We start from the raw sequence: 21,538 nt of genomic DNA on the forward strand, positions 1-21,538 counted from the left end.
TTCAAATTTGCTTATATTTTACCACAAACCAACCGCTAAAAGCACGCGGCCTAAGACGGGGTTTTTGCCAGCAAAAAGAACCTCGACGCGGCATACCTTCCGTACGTCCAGGTTCTTTTTGCTCATTATAACCGCCTACTGCTCGGCCGGATACATTTTCGCGCGGAGCTCGCGGATTTCCGCGTTCTCCAAATATTCGTCATAAGTCATCATGCGATCGATGATGCCATTTGGTGTAATCTCGATAATCCGGTTGGCAATCGTCTGCACGAACTGATGGTCATGCGAGGTGAAGATTAATGTACCGTCAAAATCGATCAAGCCATTGTTGAGCGCTGTAATCGACTCCAAATCAAGATGGTTCGTCGGTTCATCCATGAGCAGAACGTTGGAACCGGACAGCATCATCTTCGACAGCATACAGCGCACCTTCTCGCCGCCGGACAGCACGCTCGCTTTCTTCAATGCTTCATCGCCAGAGAAGAGCATGCGGCCGAGGAAGCCGCGGATAAACGACTCATCCTGGTCCTTGGAATATTGGCGCAGCCAATCTACCAGCGTCATTTCCACCCCGTCGAAGTATGCGGAGTTGTCTTTTGGGAAATAGGCTTGCGTTGTCGTAACGCCCCATTGATAAGTGCCGCTATCCGCCTCCGTTTCCCCCGTCAGGATTTGGAACAGGGCCGTCTTCGGCAATGTATTCGGGCCTACGAGCGCAATTTTATCGCCTTTATTGACGGTCAGCGTCAAATTGTCAATCAGTTTTTCGCCTTCGACCGTTTTAACCAAGCCTTCAATCAGCAGCAATTGCTTGCCTGCCTCGCGCTCCGGCTTAAAGTGAATAAACGGATATTTCCGGTTAGATGGGCGAATGTCATCAAGCGAAATTTTATCCAGCAATTTCTTACGGGAGGTCGCCTGCTTCGCTTTCGACTTGTTCGCGCTAAAGCGTTGAATAAACGCTTGCAATTCTTTAATCTTATCTTCCTTCTTCTTGTTCTGGTCGCGCATCAGCTGCAAAGCGAGCTGGCTCGACTCATACCAGAAGTCATAGTTGCCGACATACATTTGGATTTTGCCAAAGTCGATATCGGCAATATGCGTACAAACCTGGTTCAGGAAGTGACGGTCATGGGATACGACAATAACCGTGCCTTCATAGCCGGTCAGGAAATTTTCCAGCCATTCGATCGACTGCATATCCAGATGGTTCGTAGGCTCGTCAAGCAGCAAAATATTCGGACTGCCGAACAGCGCTTGCGCCAGCAATACGCGTACCTTCTCATTGCCGGTCAGCTCAGCCATCTTCTTATCATGCAATTCCGGAGGGATGCCCAGGCCGTTCAGCATGCCAGCCGCTTCCGACTCAGCTTCCCAGCCGTTCATCTCGGCAAATTCTGCTTCCAGCTCACCGGCGCGCATGCCATCCTCGTCGCTAAAGTCTGCCTTCATATAGATGGCATCCTTCTCTTTCATGACATCATAGAGCTTCTTGTGCCCCATAATGACCGTTTCCAGCACTTGAAAATCGTCATATTCGTAATGGTTCTGCTTCAATACGGCCAGCCGCTCGCCTGGTGTAATATGCACTTCACCGTTCGTCTGCTCTACTTCGCCGGATAAAATCTTCAGAAAGGTCGATTTGCCGGCGCCATTCGCACCAATCAGACCGTAGCAGTTGCCTGGTGTAAATTTAATATTTACATCTTCAAATAACGCGCGCTTCCCATAACGAAGCGTCACGCCGCTTGTACTAATCATTGTGCGTAATCCCGTCCTTCTCAAATTATCGTATATCGGCTCATTATAGCACAAATACGCTCAAATGTCTGTCAAATGGCGGATTCGATGCCGCATTAATCCCAATTAAGCTTCACTTCATTGCCTGTTCGCGAGGATTCATAAATGGCATCCAATATCCGATTGTTCGTATAGCCTGATAATGCCGAAATAATTGGCTCGCGGTTTTCGCGAATGCACGCAATAAAATGCTTGCTTAGCAGCATGCGAGAGTCCTCGCCTTCGATCGGCGCCAGCTTCGATTCTACGACCATATTATTTTTATGAGCTACTGTTTTGCCCGTATTGCCGATAATCGAAGCGCCGCCCTCTGTTCCCATTAAATGTACGTACGGCTCGTCGCTCAGACCGGCAGCATGCGCTGCCCAGCTTACATCAAGCGACAAGGAAGCCCCGTTATCGAATTTAATGAGCGCCGAAGCCAGATCCTCTACATCATAGTAGCCCTCCCAGTTCGGCGTCCCCCAATCGCCGATTCCCTGCTTGCGCGGGCCAAACTCGGCATAGGTGGAGCCATAAACGGAAATCGGCCGCGGATTGCCCATCAAATATAACGTCAAATCGAGCATATGAACGCCGATGTCGATTAACGGCCCGCCGCCCGCTTCATCCATTCTCGTAAACCATGATCCCCAGCCCGGAATGCCTTTTTTGCGCAGCCATCCCGTTTTGGCATGATAGATTTGTCCGAAGCGGCCCTTGTCAATCTCCTGCTTCAGGGCCAGAGAAATTCCTTCAAAGCGCTTTTGATGCGACAGCATAAGCTGCTTGCCGGAGCCCTCCTTGGCCTCTACGATTTGCCGCGCCGTCTCTGCATTCACAGACATCGGCTTCTCCAGCAGCACATGCTTGCCCTGGCGCAGCGCTTCAATGGCCAGCGGCGCATGAAATTTGTTCGGCACAGCAACGACAACGGCATCGATCTCCGGATCGGCGAGCAGCGCCTCCGGGCTTTCGTGCACCTTGCCAATCCCATGCTCCTCGGCTCGTTTCTCCGCCTGCGGCAGGTAAGTATCGGTAATCGCCGCCACCTCTACTCCTTCCAGCTGGCGAAAAGCTCCCATATGCAAATCGCCGATCGCTCCTGCTCCAATAACACCCATCTTGACTTGTTCCATTGTTATTGTCCACCATCCTCATCGATGTTTGTTGTCCCGCTTGGCTGCAGCCGCAGCGTCTCGCCCAGCGGCAGTACGCAGATCCGCTCGGCCGCCAGTCCCAGCCGTTGGCGCTCTGCCTCCAGCCGATCCAGCGCCTCCCTGGGCGTATCATCCGCAAGCCGGAACGCGCCGTAATGCATCGGTACAAAAAGCTTCGCGCCCACGTCCGCGAACGCCTGCAGCGCTTCCTCCGGCGTGACATGCTGCGGCCCCATGAACCATTCCGGCTCGTATGCGCCGATTGGCATTAAAGCGATATCGATGTCGAAGCGTTCGCCAATCATCTTAAAGCCATTAAAATATCCGCTGTCTCCGGCAAAATACATCGTCGGCTGCATAGCTTCGTCCTGTTTTTGCGCCGGCTCCAGTATGTAGCCGCCCCAATGCGAACGGTTCGTATCGGTGAGCGTTCTCCGCGTCCAATGCTGCGCGGGCACAAATGTAATTTTGACAGCGCCGATAACAGCCGATTGCCACCATCCAAGCTCAATAACGGATGGGAAGCCCTTGCGGCGCAGCTTGGCCGCCAGTCCGGCAGGTACAACAATCGCCGGCTTGCCTCCTAGCCGCTTGAGCGACTGCATGTGGAGATGATCATAATGCGAATGCGACAGCAGCACAATATCGATCGGCGGCATATCCGCTAATGCGATGCCAGGGCTGCTCAGCCTTTTTTGCAAAGCCATCCGCCTCGCCCATACCGGGTCAGTGACAATATTAAGACCTGAATGCTGAAGTAAAAAGGTAGAATGACCAATCCAAGTAACTGTCGGCTCCTTGTCATTGCGGTGCAAGTAGTCCAGTTCAGGCGCTGCTGACGGCACAATCCAGGAAAAATCTTTGGAGCGCATCCTATTCGCTCGTTCCCGCCGCCAGCGCCTTATATCTGCGTAAGATTTCACCCTTGCGGCAGGATCCATATTCTCATAACGCATATGTGCAGGCTTTCCTCCTTCCTGCTGCCGTTAAAAACGGAGCAAGCCTTCTGTCTTCTAAGATACCAACCTGCAGCGCTCAGTGCAATGCCTGTACAAGTGGGATTAGCATCTGACATTGTTTTTCGATACACTATATAATAAGAAGGAGGTTATTACCATGCGTCTATTATATATTGAACCAACACCAAGCCCCAATACGATGAAATTGAACGTGGACGAGAAGCTGCCTTACGGTCAAAGGTTCAGCTATGTCGCTGCAGATGCCGGTCAGGCGCCTGACATATTGCGCAATCTGCTGCAAATCGACGGAGTGCGCGGGCTGTTTCGCACAGCTGATTTTATCGCGCTTGATCGCAGGCCAGGCGGAGACTGGGAGCGCATTTTGGCAGAAGCACGCACGATTTTGCATGCCGATGATCGCAGCGGCGATTCATCATCCGATATAGCGGCTGACAGCTTCGGAGAAGCTCATGCTTTTGTCCAGCTGTACCGCGGCATCCCCATGCAAATTCGCGTCAGATACGGCGATTCTGAAGTACGAGCCGCAATGCCGGAACGCTTCGCTGAGGCGGTAACGGCCGCTGCCGCTGCCACTATGATTCGCGAGCGCAAGCTGGAGGAGCTTGGCGTCCGCTATGGCGAGCCGCAGGAAATCGCCGACGAGATCGTGAGGGAGCTGGACGCCGCCTATCCGCAGGAGCGGCTGGACGAGCTTGTCGCCGCCGCTGCAGCTCAAGGAGCAGAAAGCGGAGAGGGCGGTGCAGCTGCCGCCGCTATACGTCCGGAGCCGCTTAATGCCGGGCAGCTTGCCGAGCGGATGGCTTCTCCCGATTGGAGCGTGCGTTATGAAGCGCTGGACCGCACAGTCCCTCAGCCTGAGATGCTGCCGATTTTGGCGCAAGCGCTCCACGATGACAATGTATCCATCCGGCGGCTTGCGGTTGTATATCTGGGCGATTTGCGGATCTCGGAAGCGCTGCCGCATTTATTCACGGCTTTGAAGGACAAATCCGCTGCTGTACGCCGTACTGCCGGTGACACTTTATCTGATCTTGGCGATCCGGCGGCGATCGCCCCTATGGCCGAAGCCATGCAGGACCGCAATAAGCTTGTCCGCTGGCGGGCCGCCCGCTTCCTGTACGAAATAGGCGATGAGACCGCCTTGCCGGCACTGCAGGAGGCCATTAACGACCCGGAATTCGAGGTCCGCTTGCAGGCAAGGATGGCACTGGAGCGGATTGAACGCGGTGAGGAAGCTGCGGGCTCCGTATGGCAGCAGATGACTGCGCGTAAGCGCGATTAACCGGATAAGCCGCAGCTCTTTTCTTCCATGCGAAAAAAGGGGCTGCCGCTTACCTGCGCTTGCTTTTCACAGGCGCTGTTGAAACTTCTTCCACCCATGTTACGTCTGATAGCTGTAATATACGAATCGCTAACGGTTCTAGTTGATAATTCCCGGGTTCGCGCTTATGATGAAGCTATCCCACTATAGCAGATGCTATACATAATCGCTTAAGGAAAGGAGTCTTGCGTTTCTTGAAGCAGCTTTCAGCCAATGACAGCGAGTGGAATCGAAAGCTTCTCCACCTCTTCTGGTGGATTATTGCCATTTATTTGGCCGGCAGCATGATTAGTCTGGTCGTCGTGCTTATTACGAAGCCTCATACACTCACCCATTTTTTAATCTGGATTCAAACGGTGCCGACAGTTGCCTTGCTGAGTGTGATGGGGATCGGCTATTTTTCACTCCATTACTTCAAACGAGGAGGAGCCTATACTGTCATTACGACTGCAATGCTGATCATCGTTATCTTTTTACTTTTCATACCGGAATTATATAGCAAATATGAAGTGCTCTGTTTCCCGATCATTATGTCAGCCATTTATTATGATAGCCGAAAAATTGCCTACGCGTCATCTTCAGCCTTTATCGTGATGTCTGCTCTGTATTTGCTGGATATGGCCAGAGATACAGCCCCGACAAGCTTTGAGATCATTACATCTATAGTCGTCATATCCGCGGCTACCTTTATCAGCTTTGTCATTATGAGCCGCGGCATTTATCTGCTGCAAAATTTGAAGCGCTCCATGGACCGGGAGAAGGAGCTGTTTGCGCAAAGTGTGCAAAAGGATCGGCTGTCCAAAATCGATGCTCTGACAGCATTATACAATCACCGCACATTTCAGGAGCATACCGATTATCTGGTCTCCTCCCTGTCGCCTGATGTACGGATGGAGCTTGCCTTGCTGGATATCGACGATTTCAAAAATATTAATGATACTTACGGCCATCTTGTCGGAGATCAGGTGCTGCGTACAGTCGGAGAAAGACTGACGGCCTTCCTTGACCCTGGGGACTACGCCTTCCGCTACGGCGGAGAGGAATTTGCCATTTTATTCATTGAAAAGGATCACAACGAAACGATGGAGCTTTGCTACAGATTGCTCAGAATGTTTCGTGAAACCGAAATTCCCGAGATGCCCGGCCGTTCCTTGACCGTCAGCATCGGCGTTGCCAGATATAAAAAAGGGACGCCAAAGGACGTCTGGTTCAATCAGGCAGACCGCTGTCTCTATACCGCCAAACGAAATGGCAAAGATCGTGTCGTAGATGTATCTGCAAAGTGAGGGCCTCCATATCTGGAATGATTTCCTCACTTTGCAGATACAAAAAAGGCACCCTGTAACAGGTGCCCTTGTCTGCAAAGCCTCGCTTACTTCCCTAACAATATTTTGGTATATGGCGAATCGATCGGCAAAATGATGACAGGTTCATTTTGCAGCGTAGTGACGTAGCTTTCCAAAGTACGATACAGATTGTAGAACTTTGGATCCTTGCCATAAGCTTCGTTATAGATTTTTGCCGCCTCAGCCTCGCCCTGCGCAATAATTTTCTTCGCGTCCGCTTCCGCTTTAGCCATCAACTCTACTGCTGTACGATCCGCCTTGGACGTAATTTTACGCGACTCTTCGTCCCCTTCAGATAAATAACGCGCCGCAATCGACTGGCGGTCAGAGATCATCCGGTTGAATACACTTTGCTTGTTGCTATCCGGCAGATCAGTCCGCTTAATGCGCACATCGATAATTTTTATGCCGTAATTGTCACGTTCAACAGCTGCCGCCACTTCTTTTGTAATTTCATCATTGATATTGCCGCGGGCTGTATTTTCACTAATAATATTGTCATAGTCCACTTCTGACAGCTTGCGCCGCACGGTATTGTAGACCGCCTCATCGATCCGCTGCACGCCGGAGCTTACCGACTGGAGCGATTGCAAAAACTTTTGCACATCGACGATCCGCCAGACCGTGTAGTTATCGACATTGATCGGCTTCTTGTCGCGCGTCAAAATCGGAGTCGGCGTACTTTCGTATGTCATTTGATACTTTGGCAAGGACTGCACACTCTCGATAAACGGCAATTTAAACTTCATCCCTGGCGATTCGCTTACACGCACCGCCTCGCCGAATTTCATGACAACCTTGTACTCGCCCTCTTTGACGATGTAAGCAGATGCTCCGAATAGGATGACGACAACAACAACCGCCGCAATGAGGCCAACCATTGATTTCTTCATTATGGTGTCGCTCCTTTCGCGCCAGCATCAGGTTTAGCCGCAGAGCCTGCCCCGCCGCGCATCATTTCATTTAACGGCAAATATTTTACCGTGTCGCCAGCTCCATCGGAAATAAAGATTTTTGCCTTTGGCAGGATCTTCTCCAATGTCTCCAGAATAAGACGGCTCTCTGTAACAGCCGGATTGACTTTATACTGGGAATAGATCGCATTAAATTTGGCAACATCACCCTGCGCATTCAAAATACGGGATTGCTTCTGTGCTTCAGCATTTTCCAGCAGCGCCTGCGCTTCGCCTCTCGCCTTCGGAATGCGGTCGTTTTCATATTTCATCGCATTATTAATTTTCGTGTTTTTTTCCTCGCGCGCATTCGTAACTTCACGGAAGGCTTCTTCCACTTCGCCGCCCGGCGGCTCAATATCCTGGAATTTCAAGTCGACGATTTGAATGCCTGTTTCATATTTCTGATGCATCTCAACAAGCTTTTCATACACTTTGGATTGAATTTCCGTCTTCCCGTCCGTAATCGCATAATCCAGCTTGGAAGCGCCGATTACAGAACGGATAGCCGAGCTGGCCGAGTTGCGCAAGAAACGTTCCGGATCATCGATATTATAAAGAAAATCATGAATATTGCTAATCCGCCATGTAACTACTGCATCAGCGGATACAATGTTCTCATCGCCTGTAATCATCATCGATTCATCATCATGCGAGTCCATCTTGCTGCCTTCCTGACGATAACCAATCTGAATCTTTTGCGTTAATTTTGCAGGTACTTTAATAACCTGCTGGATCGGATAGGGCCATTTGAAGCCCAGACCGGCATCGCTTTCGCCTGTATATTTGCCGAAGGTTAAAATAGCGGCCTTCTCCTGCTCCTGAACTGTATAAAACATCGTACTTCCCCAGCCAAGGATAGCAACAATAGCTACGCCGATAAGGATTTTTTTCACAATCCCTGGCGGCAATTGCGGCGACTTGCTCGGCTCCGGCTTCGGTACACCATGCAACATAATAATTGCTCCTTTCTTCTCTCTTGTCTATTACTGTTACGAAAAACTTTCACATCCGTTTCAATTGTTTCGGATGGATGGAAGTAAAGTTGCCCGCTCACCGCCATCAATCCTATTGCGTTATTGCGCGGCGCGATACTCGCTTGGGCTGACCCCTGAATATTCCTTGAATTTCTTGTAAAACCAGTCCAATTCCCGGTACCCGACCTCCAGCGCGATTTCGTATACCTTTTTGTCCGTGCTGCGGAGCAACTGCTTGGCGCGCTCCATCCGGACCCGCATCAAATAATCGTTGAACGAAATGCCTTCATTGGATTTAAACAGCTGCCCGAGATAAGCGGGGTTCATATAAATCTGCTCCGCGATGCTCTTTAAGCTCAAGTTGGTGCCATAGTCGTCGTTCACGATTTTTTTCACGGTCTCCATCGTCGTCGCAGGCTGAGACGGCTTGGCCGCGTCAAGCAGACTAATGACTTCGATGCATCTTTGCGCGGCGTAATCGAACAGCTGCTGCATCGTTTTGGAATCCACGATGATCCTGTAATCGCTGCGATCGGAGTCGAACGCCTTCTCCAGGCTGCCTCCTTTCTCCCGTACCAGATGGAACAACCCGGCAAACAGCTCCAGCACGGTGGAACGAACAAGCGATTTGGATGCTTCGGCTGCAGCAAAACGTTCCATCTGCAGCTGCAGCAGACGGCGGCACTCCTCTTTTTCGCCATGCAGCACGGCTTGGAGAATATGCTGAACCTCCTGCACGCCGGCCAAGTCGTTGCGCCGGAATTCGCCGGCAAACGCACTGCTTGCGATAATCGATTCCTGCCCGAGAAAAAATTTGCGTTCCAGCATTTTTTCGGCGGAATAAAACGATTTGACCGCATCTTTATAAGCGTTTACGATATCTCCGATACCGATCGTTACGGATACCTTCGCGTAATTAATCACATTGTCGCGCATTGCTTCGGCAATGGCGATGACTACCCGCTCATCGGTATTGTCATCGCCCAACAAGACCAAGCCAAATCGATCCTCAGATTCTTCGAACAAATAACCCGCAGAGCCGATGACCTCTTCCATAACGTTGCGGGCCGCAAAGCGTTTGATCTGGATTTCGGAATCGGTCCAGAAGGAATCGACCGTGTCCATAAAGTCCATCTCGACGACCAAACAGCAAACGCTGCTACAGCCTTCCGTGTTCATATACATCATTCGAAATTGGTCTTCGATTTCCTCGTCTCGCACGTATCCATGCACCCAACGCTTCAGCATCTGGTCCCGCATGGCGGGAATGCCATGGTACAGCTGCTTGTGCAGCAGCGTCTCATGCGATATTTCCGATTTGATCGTCATCAGCAGCCGGCTTAAATCCTCCTCGGCCACAGGCTTGAGCAAATAGTCCTTCACGCCGTATTTCATGCATTCCTTCACGTAATCGAATTCTTTGTATCCGCTCATGACGATAATCGGAATTTGCGAAAACTGGCGAATGCGCTTGATCAGCTCCAGACCAAACAAACCAGGCATCCGGATATCGGTTACCATCAGCGCGTAGACGTGCTGCTCCAGCAGTTCGATCGCCTGCCTGCCGTTCGCCGCCTCTCCCGCAACTACAAAGCCGTGTTGCTCCCAATCGAGCAAATATTTCATCGCTTTAATCGCACCGGGCTCATCGTCAACCAACAGAACGTTTAACATGTCTCTTTTTGCCCTCCTTGGACTTATTCCGATACTGGAAGCAGCAGGATCGCTTTCGTGCCGGCGCCTAACGCGCTTTCGACCCGCAAGCCGTACTTTGCGCCGTATATATGCTGCAGCCGCTGCTGAATGTTGCGAAGCCCGATATGCTTCTCGCCCGCCGCATCGGTCACGTCGTTCAGCCACTCTTGTACCTCGGCAAGCCTTTCCGGCGACATGCCAAGACCGTTGTCCTCGACATAAATGCAATACGTGTCCGCATCAACGATATCCGCCCGGATCGTAATGACGGTTTGCCCCTCGTTTTTTTCCAGTGCATGTACGATGGCGTTCTCGACCAGCGTTTGCAGCGACAACCGGGGGATTTTGTAGTGCTGCAGCTCTTTGGAGATATGGATCGTATATACAAGGCGTTCGGCAAATCGGAAAGACTGAATCTTCAAATACGTATCGATGATGTCGAGCTCTTCATTCAGCGTAATCATTTGGCCGCCTTTGTTGAGCACATTGCGGAACGACTGCGCGAGCAGCTTGACCATCTCGGCATTTTGCTTGTCGCCTTTCTCCAGCAAATTGCCGCGGATGGCGTTCAGCGTATTGTACAAATAATGGGGATTGATTTGCGTCTGCAATGCGTATAGCTCGGACTCCCTCGTCTTGAGCTCCAGCTCTTTGTTATTGATTTCCGATTGGTACACTTCCGTAATCAGCCGGGACATCCGGGCAATCATACCGTTGAATATATATCCCAAGGCGCTAACCTCATCATTTCCTTTAATTTCCGCGATCGGCTTCAGCTGCTCCATATTAACGCTTTTCATGCCGCTCGCCAGTACCATCAATCCTTTGGTCAGACGCTGGGAAATGATATAAATGACGATCATCGTGACAAGCACGGCAGTAATGAGCAGGATGATCGCTACCCGCTTCAGTTCATTCGCATTCTCCAGCAGCGAATCGGCGGGAATCAGGGACATCACCTTGATGCCGCGTAAGCTGCTGCGTGATTGCAGCGTCTGATAAACAAGCAGATATGAGCGTCCTTCATTTTCGACGAAAACGCTGCCCGAATCTTGACCGGCAAGCTTGTCCGCAAACCACTCCCGGTTCAAATTATCGCCGAACCCGCCCCGGTTGTGGCTGTCCATCAGGATGCTGCCATCCGGCAGCGCGGCAATAAACCGGTTATCCCTATTTTCGCTGGCGATTAGGTTATAGAGTAAGCGCACATCCACCTCCAGCGTGACATACAGCTCCGCGTTCGGACTCAGGTTGTTCAGACGCTGCGTCAACGAGATCGTGCCGATTTTTTTGAACGGGTCGTATACGACCGGCCACCATAAACGGACGGCTTTCGGATTCGTATGATAAGCCTTATACCACGGAGACGCCTTTACCGCATCGGTAATCTTCTGAAAGCCCGCGAACTCTAGCATCGGATTTTCGGTATAAAACGTAAATTGAATAACCTCCTTGGAGCCACGGACCGACCTAAGCAGCGGATCAACCGTTTCGAAATACATTTTTTGCGCCTCCGGAAACGAGTCGTAGGAGGCCATAAGACGATCCTGCAAATATTCGTTTGTATACAGAAAATCCATCACTTGTTCGTACGATTGCAGCAAATTATCGAAGTTTTGCGACAGCTGGGAGACGGAATAACGCGAGTTTTCCTCGATTTTTTTGAAAATAATGTTGTTGCTGTAATCGGTCATGAAGAAGGTTAACGAACCCAACAGCAGTAAAACGACGATTGTGTTCGTAATAAACAGCTTGCTTCGTATACTCACCTGAGTCCTCCCCTTTGTTATGCAGCCAAAGAGCCCCACACCCTTTGACAATTTCAGGGTGTGAGGCTACCGTTTTTATTGGCCTACCGCTTTATTATACTGATCGATATAATTTTTCCAAACGGCTGTATAAGCTTTTTCGACTTTTTCGGTACCCGCTTTTTTCGCTTGCTCGACATAAGCGTTCCATCTTGCTTCGAATTCCGCGGCGTCCTTGGAGAAAATAATGTTCGGCGACTCTTTTTTGTATACTTGCTCGACCCGCTTCATTTCCGCGCGGCCTTCCGTCGGTTCGTTCAGCTGCCAAATATAAGCGGGAATGACTTCCGGCTGCGGCAAGAAGTCGGCCCATACTTGCTTGCCGTATTTAGCCAATATTTCTTTTGTTGCAACATCGTATTGGCTTGCCACGTAATCCTTCGTCAGCGGCGTTGCATAATCGCCGTCCTCCAGTTTGGCGCCGTTGCCAATCGTGAAGGATGTGTACGGGCCGGACGGGCCGTCTTTGTAGGCCAAATCCGGATTGGCCGCCAGTTCGGCCGCATAGTCCGTATTGCGAACGCGTTTGCCGTCTTTGACATCGTAATGTACGCCTTCGATCCCCCAGTTAATTAGCTTTTGCCCTTCATCCGACAGCAAATAGTCGATGAATTGCACGATGCGCTCCGGATGTTTGGCGTTTTTTGATATACTCCAGTTGTTGTTGGAGTTCGTCGATGTTATCGCATTCGTATGGTATTCCATGTTTTCATCGAACATGATCGGAAAATTTGCTAACATTCGCTCATGTTTGCCCGAAGCTTTTAATGCATTTTCAGCCCCGCTTTTGAACCCTGAAGGAAGCCAACCTGCAAGAATGCGTCCTTGCGCCAGTTTCGCTTGTGCGCCTTCTGCATTCAGCGTGAAGAATTCTTTATCCAACATGCCTGCATTGTAAAGCTTGTTCAAAAACTGATAATATTTTTTCGTGTAATCGGACGTGACGTTCATCGTCACGTTGTTGTCTTTATCAATCAAGAACCAGGAATGGTCCGGCGTCCCGGCGGCATAAAATGCCGGGTTGTTCAAAATATAATCCGGGGTGTCCGCTCCGCCCATGCCGGAGAACGGAATCGTCGGTTGCCCATCGATGGTCGGATGTTTCTTGTAATAGGCTTGCAGCACGTCAAAAAGCTGATCCAACGTCTTCACTTCCGGATAACCGGCTTCCTTCAGCACATCAAATTGAACGGCAAATTCCCCTGTCACAGTAGCAGGCGTTTCCGTTGTCAGCACCGGGCTGAACAACGAATAAATATGCCCGTTCGCGTCGCGCAGCAGATCGAAATATTTGCCGAATTTCTTCTTGATGTTCGGACCGTATTGGTCGATCAAGTCCTCCAGCGGGATAACGGCGCCCGCATCGCGGTATTTGCCGATATGTCTCGGCTGCATAATGATAATTTCCGGGTAATCTTCTCCCGCAAGCCACAGGTCGAGCTTCTGGGTGCGGTCGCCGACGATCGGCACGTATTCGAGCGAAACGCCGGTTTTTTCCGTCAGCTTCTGCGACACGTTGTTGTCCCAAGTCAGCTTGGAGTCCAGAACGTTGATAGTATACTTCACCTGACTGGCACTTTCAGCGCCTCCATCCGGCGACTTGCCTTCGCTTTCCGTTTTGTCATTGCTGGAGCAACCGGCAACGACAAGTGCAAATGCTAGCATGACGGATAACGATAATTTCTTCTTCATATGCATGTTCCCCCTAGAAAATTTTTATTATATCATCAGACGAGGCCTGGATGATAATGAGGAGATCGAAAGACTACTCTTTCATAGCGCCTACGGTAATGCCTTTAATGAAATACTTCTGCATGAACGGGTATACGAACATGATCGGTACCGTAACAATGATCGTCATGCTGGCGCGGATCGATTGCGGCGTTACCATGTTGAGCAGGTTCTGGTCGATTCGTCCAGAGGTCGATGCTTCGGATGTGACCTGCTGCACGGACTGCATCAATATTTTCATCAGCTCGAACTGCAAGAGCGACAAACTGGCTTTCGAATTGTACAAATAGTTATCCATCCAGGAGTTCCAATGGCCAACCGAAACGAACAGTGTAATCGTTGCAATAACCGGCATGCTGATCGGCAGAATGACACGGAATAATACTTGAAAGTCGTTCGCACCGTCCATCCGTGCTGACTCGATGATCCCTTCCGGCAATTGGTCGAAATAACTGCGAATGATGATGACATTAAAGGCTCCGATCAGACCCGGAATGATATACACAAGAAATGTATTGTTCAGGTGCAGGTCTTTAATCAACAAATAATAAGGAATGAGACCGCCGTTCACGTACATGCTGATGATCAGAATATAGTTGAACGCTTTGCGGAGCATGAACTCCTTGCGGCTCAGTGTATATGCCAGCATCGTCGTGCAAATGACCGATAGCACGGTGCCGAGCACCGTTCTCAAAATCGACATGAAGGTAGCCGAGAGCAAGCTTTCGTTATGGAAAATAATTTTGTAGTTTTCCAGCGTAAAACTGCGGGGCCAGAGATAGATGCCTCCGCGCAGCGTATCGAGCGACTCGTTTAACGAAACGGCAAGCAAATTGGCGAACGGGTATAGTGTTACGATCCCCAGAATGGTCAGGAAACTGTAGTTACATACGGAAAACAATCGGTCTACGAAACTTCTCGTTTGGAACATGTTGTTCATTTCACCTCTCTTAAAACGCCTTGACGTCCGTCAATTTTTTTGCAATCCAATTGACCCCAACGACGAGGATAATGCTGACGATCGACTTGAACATGCTGATCGCGACCCCGTAGGAATATTCACCAATGCTGAAGGAATAATCGAGTGCGTACAGGTCAAGCACTTGAGAGTAGTCAATGACTAAACCGTTGCCGAGCAAGAACTGCGATTCGTAACCTGTTGCGATGATGTTCCCCGTCGAAAGAATCAACAGCAGCACGGCTGTCGGCAAGATGCCAGGAATGGAAATGTGCCACATTTTCTGGAAGCGTCCGGCACCGTCTACTTCAGCCGCTTCATACAGCTCAGAGTTGACGCCGGCCAATACCGCCAAATAAATGATCGTGCTCCAGCCGAGCTCCTTCCATAAACCCGCTGCTGTATGGATGAACCAGAACCAAGTGCCTTTGGCCATAAAATAAATCGGCTGGTCGATAATACCGAACTTCATCAGCAAATCGTTGACGATCCCGCCGTCCGGAGACAACGTAATCAGGACGATGTTGGCGATGACGACCCACGATACGAAATGCGGAATGTACGTAATCGTTTGAATCGTTCTTTTGAAAAAATGCTTGCGCACTTCGTTCAGCAGCAGCGCCAGTACAATCGCGCCGATAAAACCGCTGATCAAGCTCATCATGCTCATCGCTAGCGTATTTCTTAGCACATGGTAGAATGTTTCGTCCTGGAACAGCTGGACGAACTTTTCGAAGCCGACAAACGGGCTGCGCATGATGCCCTTGCCTACTGAATAATTTTGGAAAGCCATAATCCAGCCCCACAGCGGAACGTAGCTGAATAAAGCCAAAATGAGAATGAAAGGTACCGACATCAGCAGCAGCTGGTATTGCTTGCCGAGTCTGTGGAAGTACGATTTTTTCCGTGGCGGCGCGGCTGTCGCTCTGTTTGTGTTCATTGAGATCGTTTTGATGTGACTCACCTCTCGTTGTAATCCATTGCTTTAGCCCTGTTTCTATCGTGCTTTCATTATCCCGCGGGCTCGTTCCTTCAACAACCGGAGTGATTATAGAAACGAACCCCTCTGAATACAGGAAAACCCCACAAAGGGAAACAAAAAAAAGCAACCACCCACCGCCGGTCTTTAAAGACTGGCAGCAGGAGCTGCTTATAAACAAAACTATTGAATACCTTCAAGCCATTTGTCTACTTGATCGGCATGCTCTTCTACCCATTTGGCAGCGGCGTCCTCAGGAGAGGCTCCTTCCTGAATTTCCACCATGACTGCCGCCATATCTTCCGGCGTCCAATTGAACTGATCCAAAAATTGATAAGCTTTCGGCTGATCTTCCTGCAGCCCTTTGCGAACCATCGTGTGGATTTGCTCTGCGCCGCCATACACACCCTTCGGATCGTCCAAATATTTCAGCTCCATCTTGGCGAACATCCAGTGCGGCGTCCAGCCTGTCACGACAATTGGCTCCTTGGCCTCATATGCCTTTTGCAGCGTCTGCGCCATTGCGGCTGACGAGCTTTCTACGAGCTTGTAATCAAGCCCGTATTCCTCCAGCATTTTTTCCGAGGCCATCATAATGCCAGCGCCTGGCTCAATACCGATAATTTCACTTTTCAGCATATCGGCCACTTCCGGCTTGGACAAATCTTCAATTGAAGCGATATCCATATAGGCTGGGACGGCTAATCCGGTCTTCGTACCGTCCAAATTCGGCCCAAGATCGACCACGTCGTTCCCGTATTTCTCCATATATGAGTTATGCGTGCCCGGCAGCCAAGCCGCGACCATTGCATCGGCACTGCCATCTGCGACCCCTGTCCACATCGGCCCCGCATCCACCTGCAGCATTTCTACTTTGTAGCCAAGCTTCTTCGCCAGCACTTCACGCACAACATTTGTGCTGGCGATTTCAGAGTCCCAAGCCACATAGGCAAGCTTGATCGTTTTTCCCGCATCGCCTCCGCTGCCGCCATTACTTGAGCAGCCGGCAACAATCCCAACAACGAATATGACGGACAACAACAGTAAACTCCATTTTTTCAATGTAGAAAACACTCCTTATTTTTGCTTTTTTCTGAACACATTTTGCGTCAGGCGGTCAAGCAAGATCGCCATAATAACGATCGCAATCCCCGCTTCAAAGCCGACGCCAGTCTTCGCCTGCGTTACCGCCCTGTAGACATAAGCGCCGACGCCTTGCGCCCCGATCATCGAAGCGATGACGACCATCGACAGCGACAGCATAATCGTCTGGTTAATCCCCGCCATAATCGATGGCATAGCGAGAGGCAGCTGCAATTTAAACAATTTTTGGGAAGGTGTGGAGCCGAAAGCGTCCGCTGCCTCCACCAGTTCCTCTGGCACTTGGCGAATGCCCAGACTCGTTAGACGAATCGTCGGCGGAATAGCAAAAATGATCGAAGCGATAACCCCCGGAACTACTCCAAGCGAAAAAAAGGATACGGCCGGCAGCAAATATACAAATGCAGGCATCGTCTGCATAAAATCCAAAATCGGGGTAACGATATTGCGAAATGTGTTGTTTTTGGCACAGGCAATGCCGACTGGAATCCCAATCAGAATGGACAGCGCCGAGGCGGCCAATACGAGCGCCAATGATTGCATCGATTGCGCCCAATAGCCCAAATTATCAATTAACAGCAAGCCAAGCAATGCAAATAAAGAAATTTTCCAGCCTGCCAACCAATAGGCAAGACCGGCAAGCAGTACAATAAGCAGCAAAGCAGGCATAAATGTCAATGCTGCTTCCAGTCCATCGACCATCGAGCCAATGATCAAGCGAATAAAATCAAATAATGGCTTCAAATTAACAGTCAGCCAATGCTCCAAAGCTTCAATCCATTCCCCAAGCGGCAGCTTAGGGATATTCATACTCATACTCATATTCCATTCCCCGCTTCCGGTACAGCATTACCAGCCAGTGCCGACAAAACGGAGCCCTTAATGACAATGCCCTTTAATCGTTCGTCCTCATCAACGACTGCGACCGGCAATCGCGTGGACGAGATGAGGTCAAACATATCATTTAGCAGCATGTCAGGCAGCACCTTTGGAACATCCAGCTGCAGGACAGCTTCCAGGGCGCTGCCATCCTTAATCGCCTGCGCAGCGTCATCCGCTGTCACGATCCCGATCAGCTTTTTGCTCTTATCGGTAACATACAAACTCGATACGCCGCTTTCCCGCATAAGCTGCAAGGCGACGCGCGGTCCTCTTTCAATGGAAACCGTCTCAGGCTTCCGCATAACGTGAGCGGCTGTCAGCACTTTCGATAAATCGACATCCTCGACAAAGCGCTCCACATATTTGTTAGCCGGCTGAATAAGTATTTCTTCCGGCGTACCGATCTGGACGACGGTTCCATCCTTCATTAATGCGATCCGATCGCCGATTCGCAGCGCTTCATCCAAATCATGCGTAATGAAAACAATTGTTTTTTGCATCTTGCTCTGCAGCTCTACCAACTCCTGCTGCATATCTTTGCGAATAAGCGGGTCAAGTGCGCTGAAAGCTTCATCCATCAATAAAATATCGGGATCATTGGCCAGCACTCTCGCCAATCCGACCCGCTGCTGCATGCCGCCGCTCAACTGATCGGGGCGGCTATGTTCCCAACCGTTTAATCCGACCAGACTTAATGCTTCCATCGCCTTTTCCGTTCGTTCTTTTTTGGGTATGCCTTGTACTTCCAGACCATATTCTGCATTTTGCAGCACAGTACGGTGCGGGAACAAGCCAAATTTCTGAAACACCATGCCAATGTTTTTCCTTCTGAACTGCCGCAGCGCTTCAGGATTCATCTTAAGCACATCCGTCCCCTCAAAGAGCACCTGACCCGATGTCGGCTCAATCAGCCGGTTGAGCAAGCGCACAAGCGTAGACTTACCGCTCCCGGACAGCCCCATAATGACAAAGATTTCTCCCTGTTCAATGGAAAATGACGCCTGGTTGACACCGACAGTAAGACGACTTTCCTGCAAAATCTTCTCTTTGGACCACCCTTGCTCAAGTAATGGCAATGCCCGCTTCGGATCAGATCCGAACACTTTGGTCAATTGTTTGACCTCTAGTATTGGCATAACAACCTCCTTCAATTGTGGACATTCATGTTGGCAAAATGCCCCTGTTTCTCTACTTAAGTGTAGCGGCTGGCAATTTGTATCGTCAAAGCTCATATCCGTATAAAATGTTTGTACAGTTTTAACTTTACGTACAATACATAAAGAATACTCTGTTATACTCCCAATTCCTGCCGACTTCCCGCCTTTACATCTTGCGCTTGCTATGTTTCAATACAATTTAGTAGTATTATGATACTGATTCGAAATGCAGCATTTTATAGAGGTTTGAGCAGCAATGACGTTCTTGCCTCGGGAGGGAACCCATGGATGAGCTTGAAGGCTTGACACCAGAGCAAGCGCACAGTATTCAAAAAGCCCGCGAACGCGTGATTGATTCCATAGGCAAAAATATGGATTTATACGGCATTACGCTTTCGATTGGCCACTTATACGGTTTAATGTATTTTCATAACGGTCCGGTTACATTGGATGAGCTGAGCGCCAAGATGGGAATGAGCAAAACATCGATGAGCACCGGCGTACGGACGCTGATGGATTTGAAAATGATCGACAAAGTATGGGGGAAAGGCACACGCAAGGATTTGTATGAGGTCATTCCGGACTGGCATCAAAATTTTAGCGATTATTTCTCCATCAAATGGCGCAAAGCTGTGGAGAGCAATATGCATGCGATGACCAAGTCGCTGGGTGAAATTGAAAAGCTGAAGGAAGAACACGCCGATAACCCGTCAATCCAGGCCATTCTTGAAGCCGACCATGCCAAGATCGTCCAGGCTATGGACTATTATCGCTGGCTGCTGAAGCTGATTGAAGCCCTTGAATCGGGTAAAATATATGAGCTTGTCCCTAAAGTCATCTCGGAAAAATAAGAAAACCTTCTATCGAAGTCGTTCGAGGATGAGCGATCACGTTTAAAGGCAGTTTTTATCGCCAATAAGAATTTGTTTTTCTACGCAGCTTGGAAACTTATCAATTCGGCCAAGCGGTCCTGAGCGCTGAGCGGACCGTGGATCCGTTATCTGTGAACAAAACAGCAAAAACGGCTCGCTCGCGGACCGTAGATCCGTTATTGGCCTGAAATCGCCGCTAAACCCCAGTAAAATCGGCAAATAACGGATCGTGTGTCCGCGAAACCTCCGAATGAGCCGGATTTCCACAAAATAACGGATCCTATGTCCGCATGACTCTCAGTACCTCTTCATTATTCAGCAAAAAAGGGCTATCCATCACCGCGGCATTTCGCCGCGATGAAGGATAACCCTTTTTTCATGCTTCCTTGCTTTCCGCAGCGCCGCCCGGCGATCGCTGCAGAACACGGCTCAACGACAAAAGCAGCGCCAGCATACAAATCCCCGCGGCTGACCAGAACACCGTATGCAGCGCGCCAAGCATTGCCGAGCTGTCAGGCTTCGCAGCTGCGCCGCCGCTCAAGCTTTGCAGACGTGTCGTATAGATAGATACGGAGACGGCAATCCCCATAACCATCCCAATATTGCGCACAAGCGCATTCAATCCGCCGGCCGTTCCAAGCTTCTGTCTGGGGACGGCCCCCATGACACTCGAATTGTTCGGCGATTGAAAAAGCCCGCCTCCAATGCCGAATAGCAGCAAATAAGCAGCCACAGTCCATGCCGACTGCTCCGCCGTCAGCGTTGCCAGCAAGACGAAGCCGCCCACATTAATAGCCAGGCCGGCATTGGTTAGCAAATTGGGTCCGATCCGGTCCGACAGCCAGCCGGAGAACGGGGCGACAACAGCCATGGCAAGCGGGTAAGCCATCATCGTATATCCGGTCTTCTCAGTCGTAAAGCCGAGCACATGCTCCATATAGAAGGGCATCATGACATTCGCGCAAAACATCGCGACAAAAGATAGCAAAGCGGTTATATTGCCGACGGCAAATGTCCGGTTGCGATATAATGAAAAATCGAGCATCGGGTGAGCGACACGCCGTTCCCACAGGTAGAAGCCGGTCAGCAAGATTAACGCGGCCAGCCCTCCCGACAAGGTCGCCGCGGAGCTCCAGCCCCACTCTTGACCATTAGACAGCGTATACAAAAACAAGACGATACCAAGCATAAATAACGCCGATCCGGCATAATCAAACGGCTCTTTCCCCTTCTCGCTCCGGTCCTTGGGCAGCAAATACAAGCCGGCGATAAAGCCGATAATGCCGATCGGCACATTTATCCAAAAAATCGACGGCCAGCCCAGCCAATCTACAAGAATACCGCCAATTCCAGGTCCCGCAAGCACGCCAAGCGACACTGTTGTGCCGACGATGCCGAGCGCTCTCCCCCGTTCCCCTGCTGTAAAAATAGAAGCAACCAGTGCTTGGCTATTGCTCATCAGACAAGCCGCTCCCAAAGCTTGCACCACCCGCGATGCGATGAGCAAAGCAAGCGTCCCCGACCAGGCGCACAGCAAGGAACCAAAGGCAAACAGCAGAAACCCGTAGTTATAAATCCGGCTTCTGCCAACAAGATCCGATATTTTGCCCATAATCGGCAATGTTGCGCAAATCGTTAATAAATAGGCGGTCAGCACCCATTGCACAGCGTGAATTGGCGCCTGCAGTTCACCGGCAATCGTCGGCAGCGCAACATTGGCAATACTGCCGTCCAAGGTGGACATAAAGGTGCCGATCGAGACATTGGCCAGTACAAGCCATCGATTCGGCTGTCGCTCCCGTGCCATAACTCTCCTCCATTCCAATCCGGGAGCAAAAA

17 protein-coding genes are annotated in these 21,538 nt (G+C 50.3%); 3 read left to right on the plus strand and 14 right to left on the minus strand.

What is annotated here, in order from left to right; genetic code table 11:
- Positions 1-135: 135 nt before the first annotated feature.
- The 3 genes from ACFQ0N_RS20630 to ACFQ0N_RS20640 all read right to left on the minus strand — a co-directional run bounded on the left by ACFQ0N_RS20630 (position 136) and on the right by ACFQ0N_RS20640 (position 3,895).
- Positions 136-1,761, minus strand: a complete 1,626-nt coding sequence (locus ACFQ0N_RS20630; protein WP_379329662.1) for an ABC-F family ATP-binding cassette domain-containing protein — start codon at positions 1,759-1,761, stop codon at positions 136-138.
- Between the two features lie 95 nt (positions 1,762-1,856).
- Positions 1,857-2,918, minus strand: coding sequence for a Gfo/Idh/MocA family protein (locus tag ACFQ0N_RS20635; RefSeq protein ID WP_379329664.1), 1,062 nt, complete (start codon positions 2,916-2,918; stop codon positions 1,857-1,859).
- A gap of 2 nt (positions 2,919-2,920) precedes the next feature.
- Positions 2,921-3,895, minus strand: coding sequence for an MBL fold metallo-hydrolase (locus tag ACFQ0N_RS20640; protein WP_379329666.1), 975 nt, complete (start codon positions 3,893-3,895; stop codon positions 2,921-2,923).
- A 160-nt stretch (positions 3,896-4,055) separates the two neighbouring features.
- Between ACFQ0N_RS20640 and ACFQ0N_RS20645 the strand changes: the two genes are divergently transcribed.
- Positions 4,056-5,201 carry a virulence factor gene (locus tag ACFQ0N_RS20645; RefSeq protein ID WP_379329668.1) on the plus strand — a complete coding sequence of 382 codons (1,146 nt, stop codon included), beginning with the start codon at positions 4,056-4,058 and terminating at the stop codon, positions 5,199-5,201.
- A gap of 233 nt (positions 5,202-5,434) precedes the next feature.
- A complete protein-coding gene (locus ACFQ0N_RS20650; RefSeq protein ID WP_379329670.1) occupies positions 5,435-6,526 on the plus strand; it encodes a GGDEF domain-containing protein in 1,092 nt (363 codons plus the stop codon).
- An 86-nt stretch (positions 6,527-6,612) separates the two neighbouring features.
- Here ACFQ0N_RS20650 and hflC read toward each other — a convergent pair whose 3' ends face one another.
- From hflC to proV, 10 genes are all read right to left on the minus strand, one after another.
- Positions 6,613-7,479: a protease modulator HflC gene (hflC, locus tag ACFQ0N_RS20655; RefSeq protein ID WP_379329672.1), complete on the minus strand. Its 867-nt coding sequence runs from the start codon at positions 7,477-7,479 to the stop codon at positions 6,613-6,615.
- Positions 7,479-8,495, minus strand: a complete 1,017-nt coding sequence (gene hflK / locus ACFQ0N_RS20660; RefSeq protein ID WP_379329674.1) for an FtsH protease activity modulator HflK — start codon at positions 8,493-8,495, stop codon at positions 7,479-7,481. Before hflK ends, hflC begins: the two co-directional genes overlap by 1 nt.
- 120 nt (positions 8,496-8,615) lie before the next feature.
- On the minus strand, positions 8,616-10,190 hold the full coding sequence (locus ACFQ0N_RS20665) for a response regulator transcription factor (RefSeq protein ID WP_379329676.1): 1,575 nt from the start codon (positions 10,188-10,190) through the stop codon (positions 8,616-8,618).
- A gap of 23 nt (positions 10,191-10,213) precedes the next feature.
- The gene (locus ACFQ0N_RS20670) at positions 10,214-11,980 is read right to left on the minus strand and encodes a sensor histidine kinase (RefSeq protein WP_379329678.1); all 1,767 of its coding nucleotides are present in this window, start codon (positions 11,978-11,980) and stop codon (positions 10,214-10,216) included.
- 75 nt (positions 11,981-12,055) lie between these two features.
- Positions 12,056-13,711: an extracellular solute-binding protein gene (locus tag ACFQ0N_RS20675; RefSeq protein WP_379329680.1), complete on the minus strand. Its 1,656-nt coding sequence runs from the start codon at positions 13,709-13,711 to the stop codon at positions 12,056-12,058.
- A 73-nt stretch (positions 13,712-13,784) separates the two neighbouring features.
- Positions 13,785-14,690, minus strand: a complete 906-nt coding sequence (locus ACFQ0N_RS20680) for a carbohydrate ABC transporter permease (RefSeq protein WP_379329682.1) — start codon at positions 14,688-14,690, stop codon at positions 13,785-13,787.
- Positions 14,691-14,700: 10 nt separating this feature from the next.
- On the minus strand, positions 14,701-15,672 hold the full coding sequence (locus ACFQ0N_RS20685; protein WP_379329685.1) for an ABC transporter permease: 972 nt from the start codon (positions 15,670-15,672) through the stop codon (positions 14,701-14,703).
- Between the two features lie 198 nt (positions 15,673-15,870).
- Complete coding sequence (locus ACFQ0N_RS20690; protein ID WP_379329687.1) at positions 15,871-16,749, minus strand: glycine betaine ABC transporter substrate-binding protein; 879 nt, start codon at positions 16,747-16,749, stop codon at positions 15,871-15,873.
- A 15-nt stretch (positions 16,750-16,764) separates the two neighbouring features.
- Entirely contained in the window at positions 16,765-17,598 is an 834-nt protein-coding gene (locus ACFQ0N_RS20695) for an ABC transporter permease (protein ID WP_379329791.1), read from the minus strand.
- An 8-nt stretch (positions 17,599-17,606) separates the two neighbouring features.
- Positions 17,607-18,806 (minus strand): glycine betaine/L-proline ABC transporter ATP-binding protein ProV, encoded by a 1,200-nt coding sequence (gene proV / locus ACFQ0N_RS20700; protein ID WP_379329689.1) that lies wholly within the window; start codon positions 18,804-18,806, stop codon positions 17,607-17,609.
- Between the two features lie 305 nt (positions 18,807-19,111).
- On the opposite strand from proV, the gene ACFQ0N_RS20705 reads away from it, so the two are divergent.
- Positions 19,112-19,678: a GbsR/MarR family transcriptional regulator gene (locus ACFQ0N_RS20705; protein WP_379329691.1), complete on the plus strand. Its 567-nt coding sequence runs from the start codon at positions 19,112-19,114 to the stop codon at positions 19,676-19,678.
- Positions 19,679-20,075: 397 nt separating this feature from the next.
- Here the strand turns inward: ACFQ0N_RS20705 and ACFQ0N_RS20710 are convergent, their stop codons facing one another.
- On the minus strand, positions 20,076-21,506 hold the full coding sequence (locus ACFQ0N_RS20710; RefSeq protein ID WP_379329693.1) for an MFS transporter: 1,431 nt from the start codon (positions 21,504-21,506) through the stop codon (positions 20,076-20,078).
- Positions 21,507-21,538: the final 32 nt, after the last annotated feature.

Origin of the sequence: Paenibacillus sp. GCM10027626, assembly GCF_042676285.1 — a bacterium.
Lineage (GTDB): Bacteria > Bacillota > Bacilli > Paenibacillales > Paenibacillaceae > Paenibacillus_Z.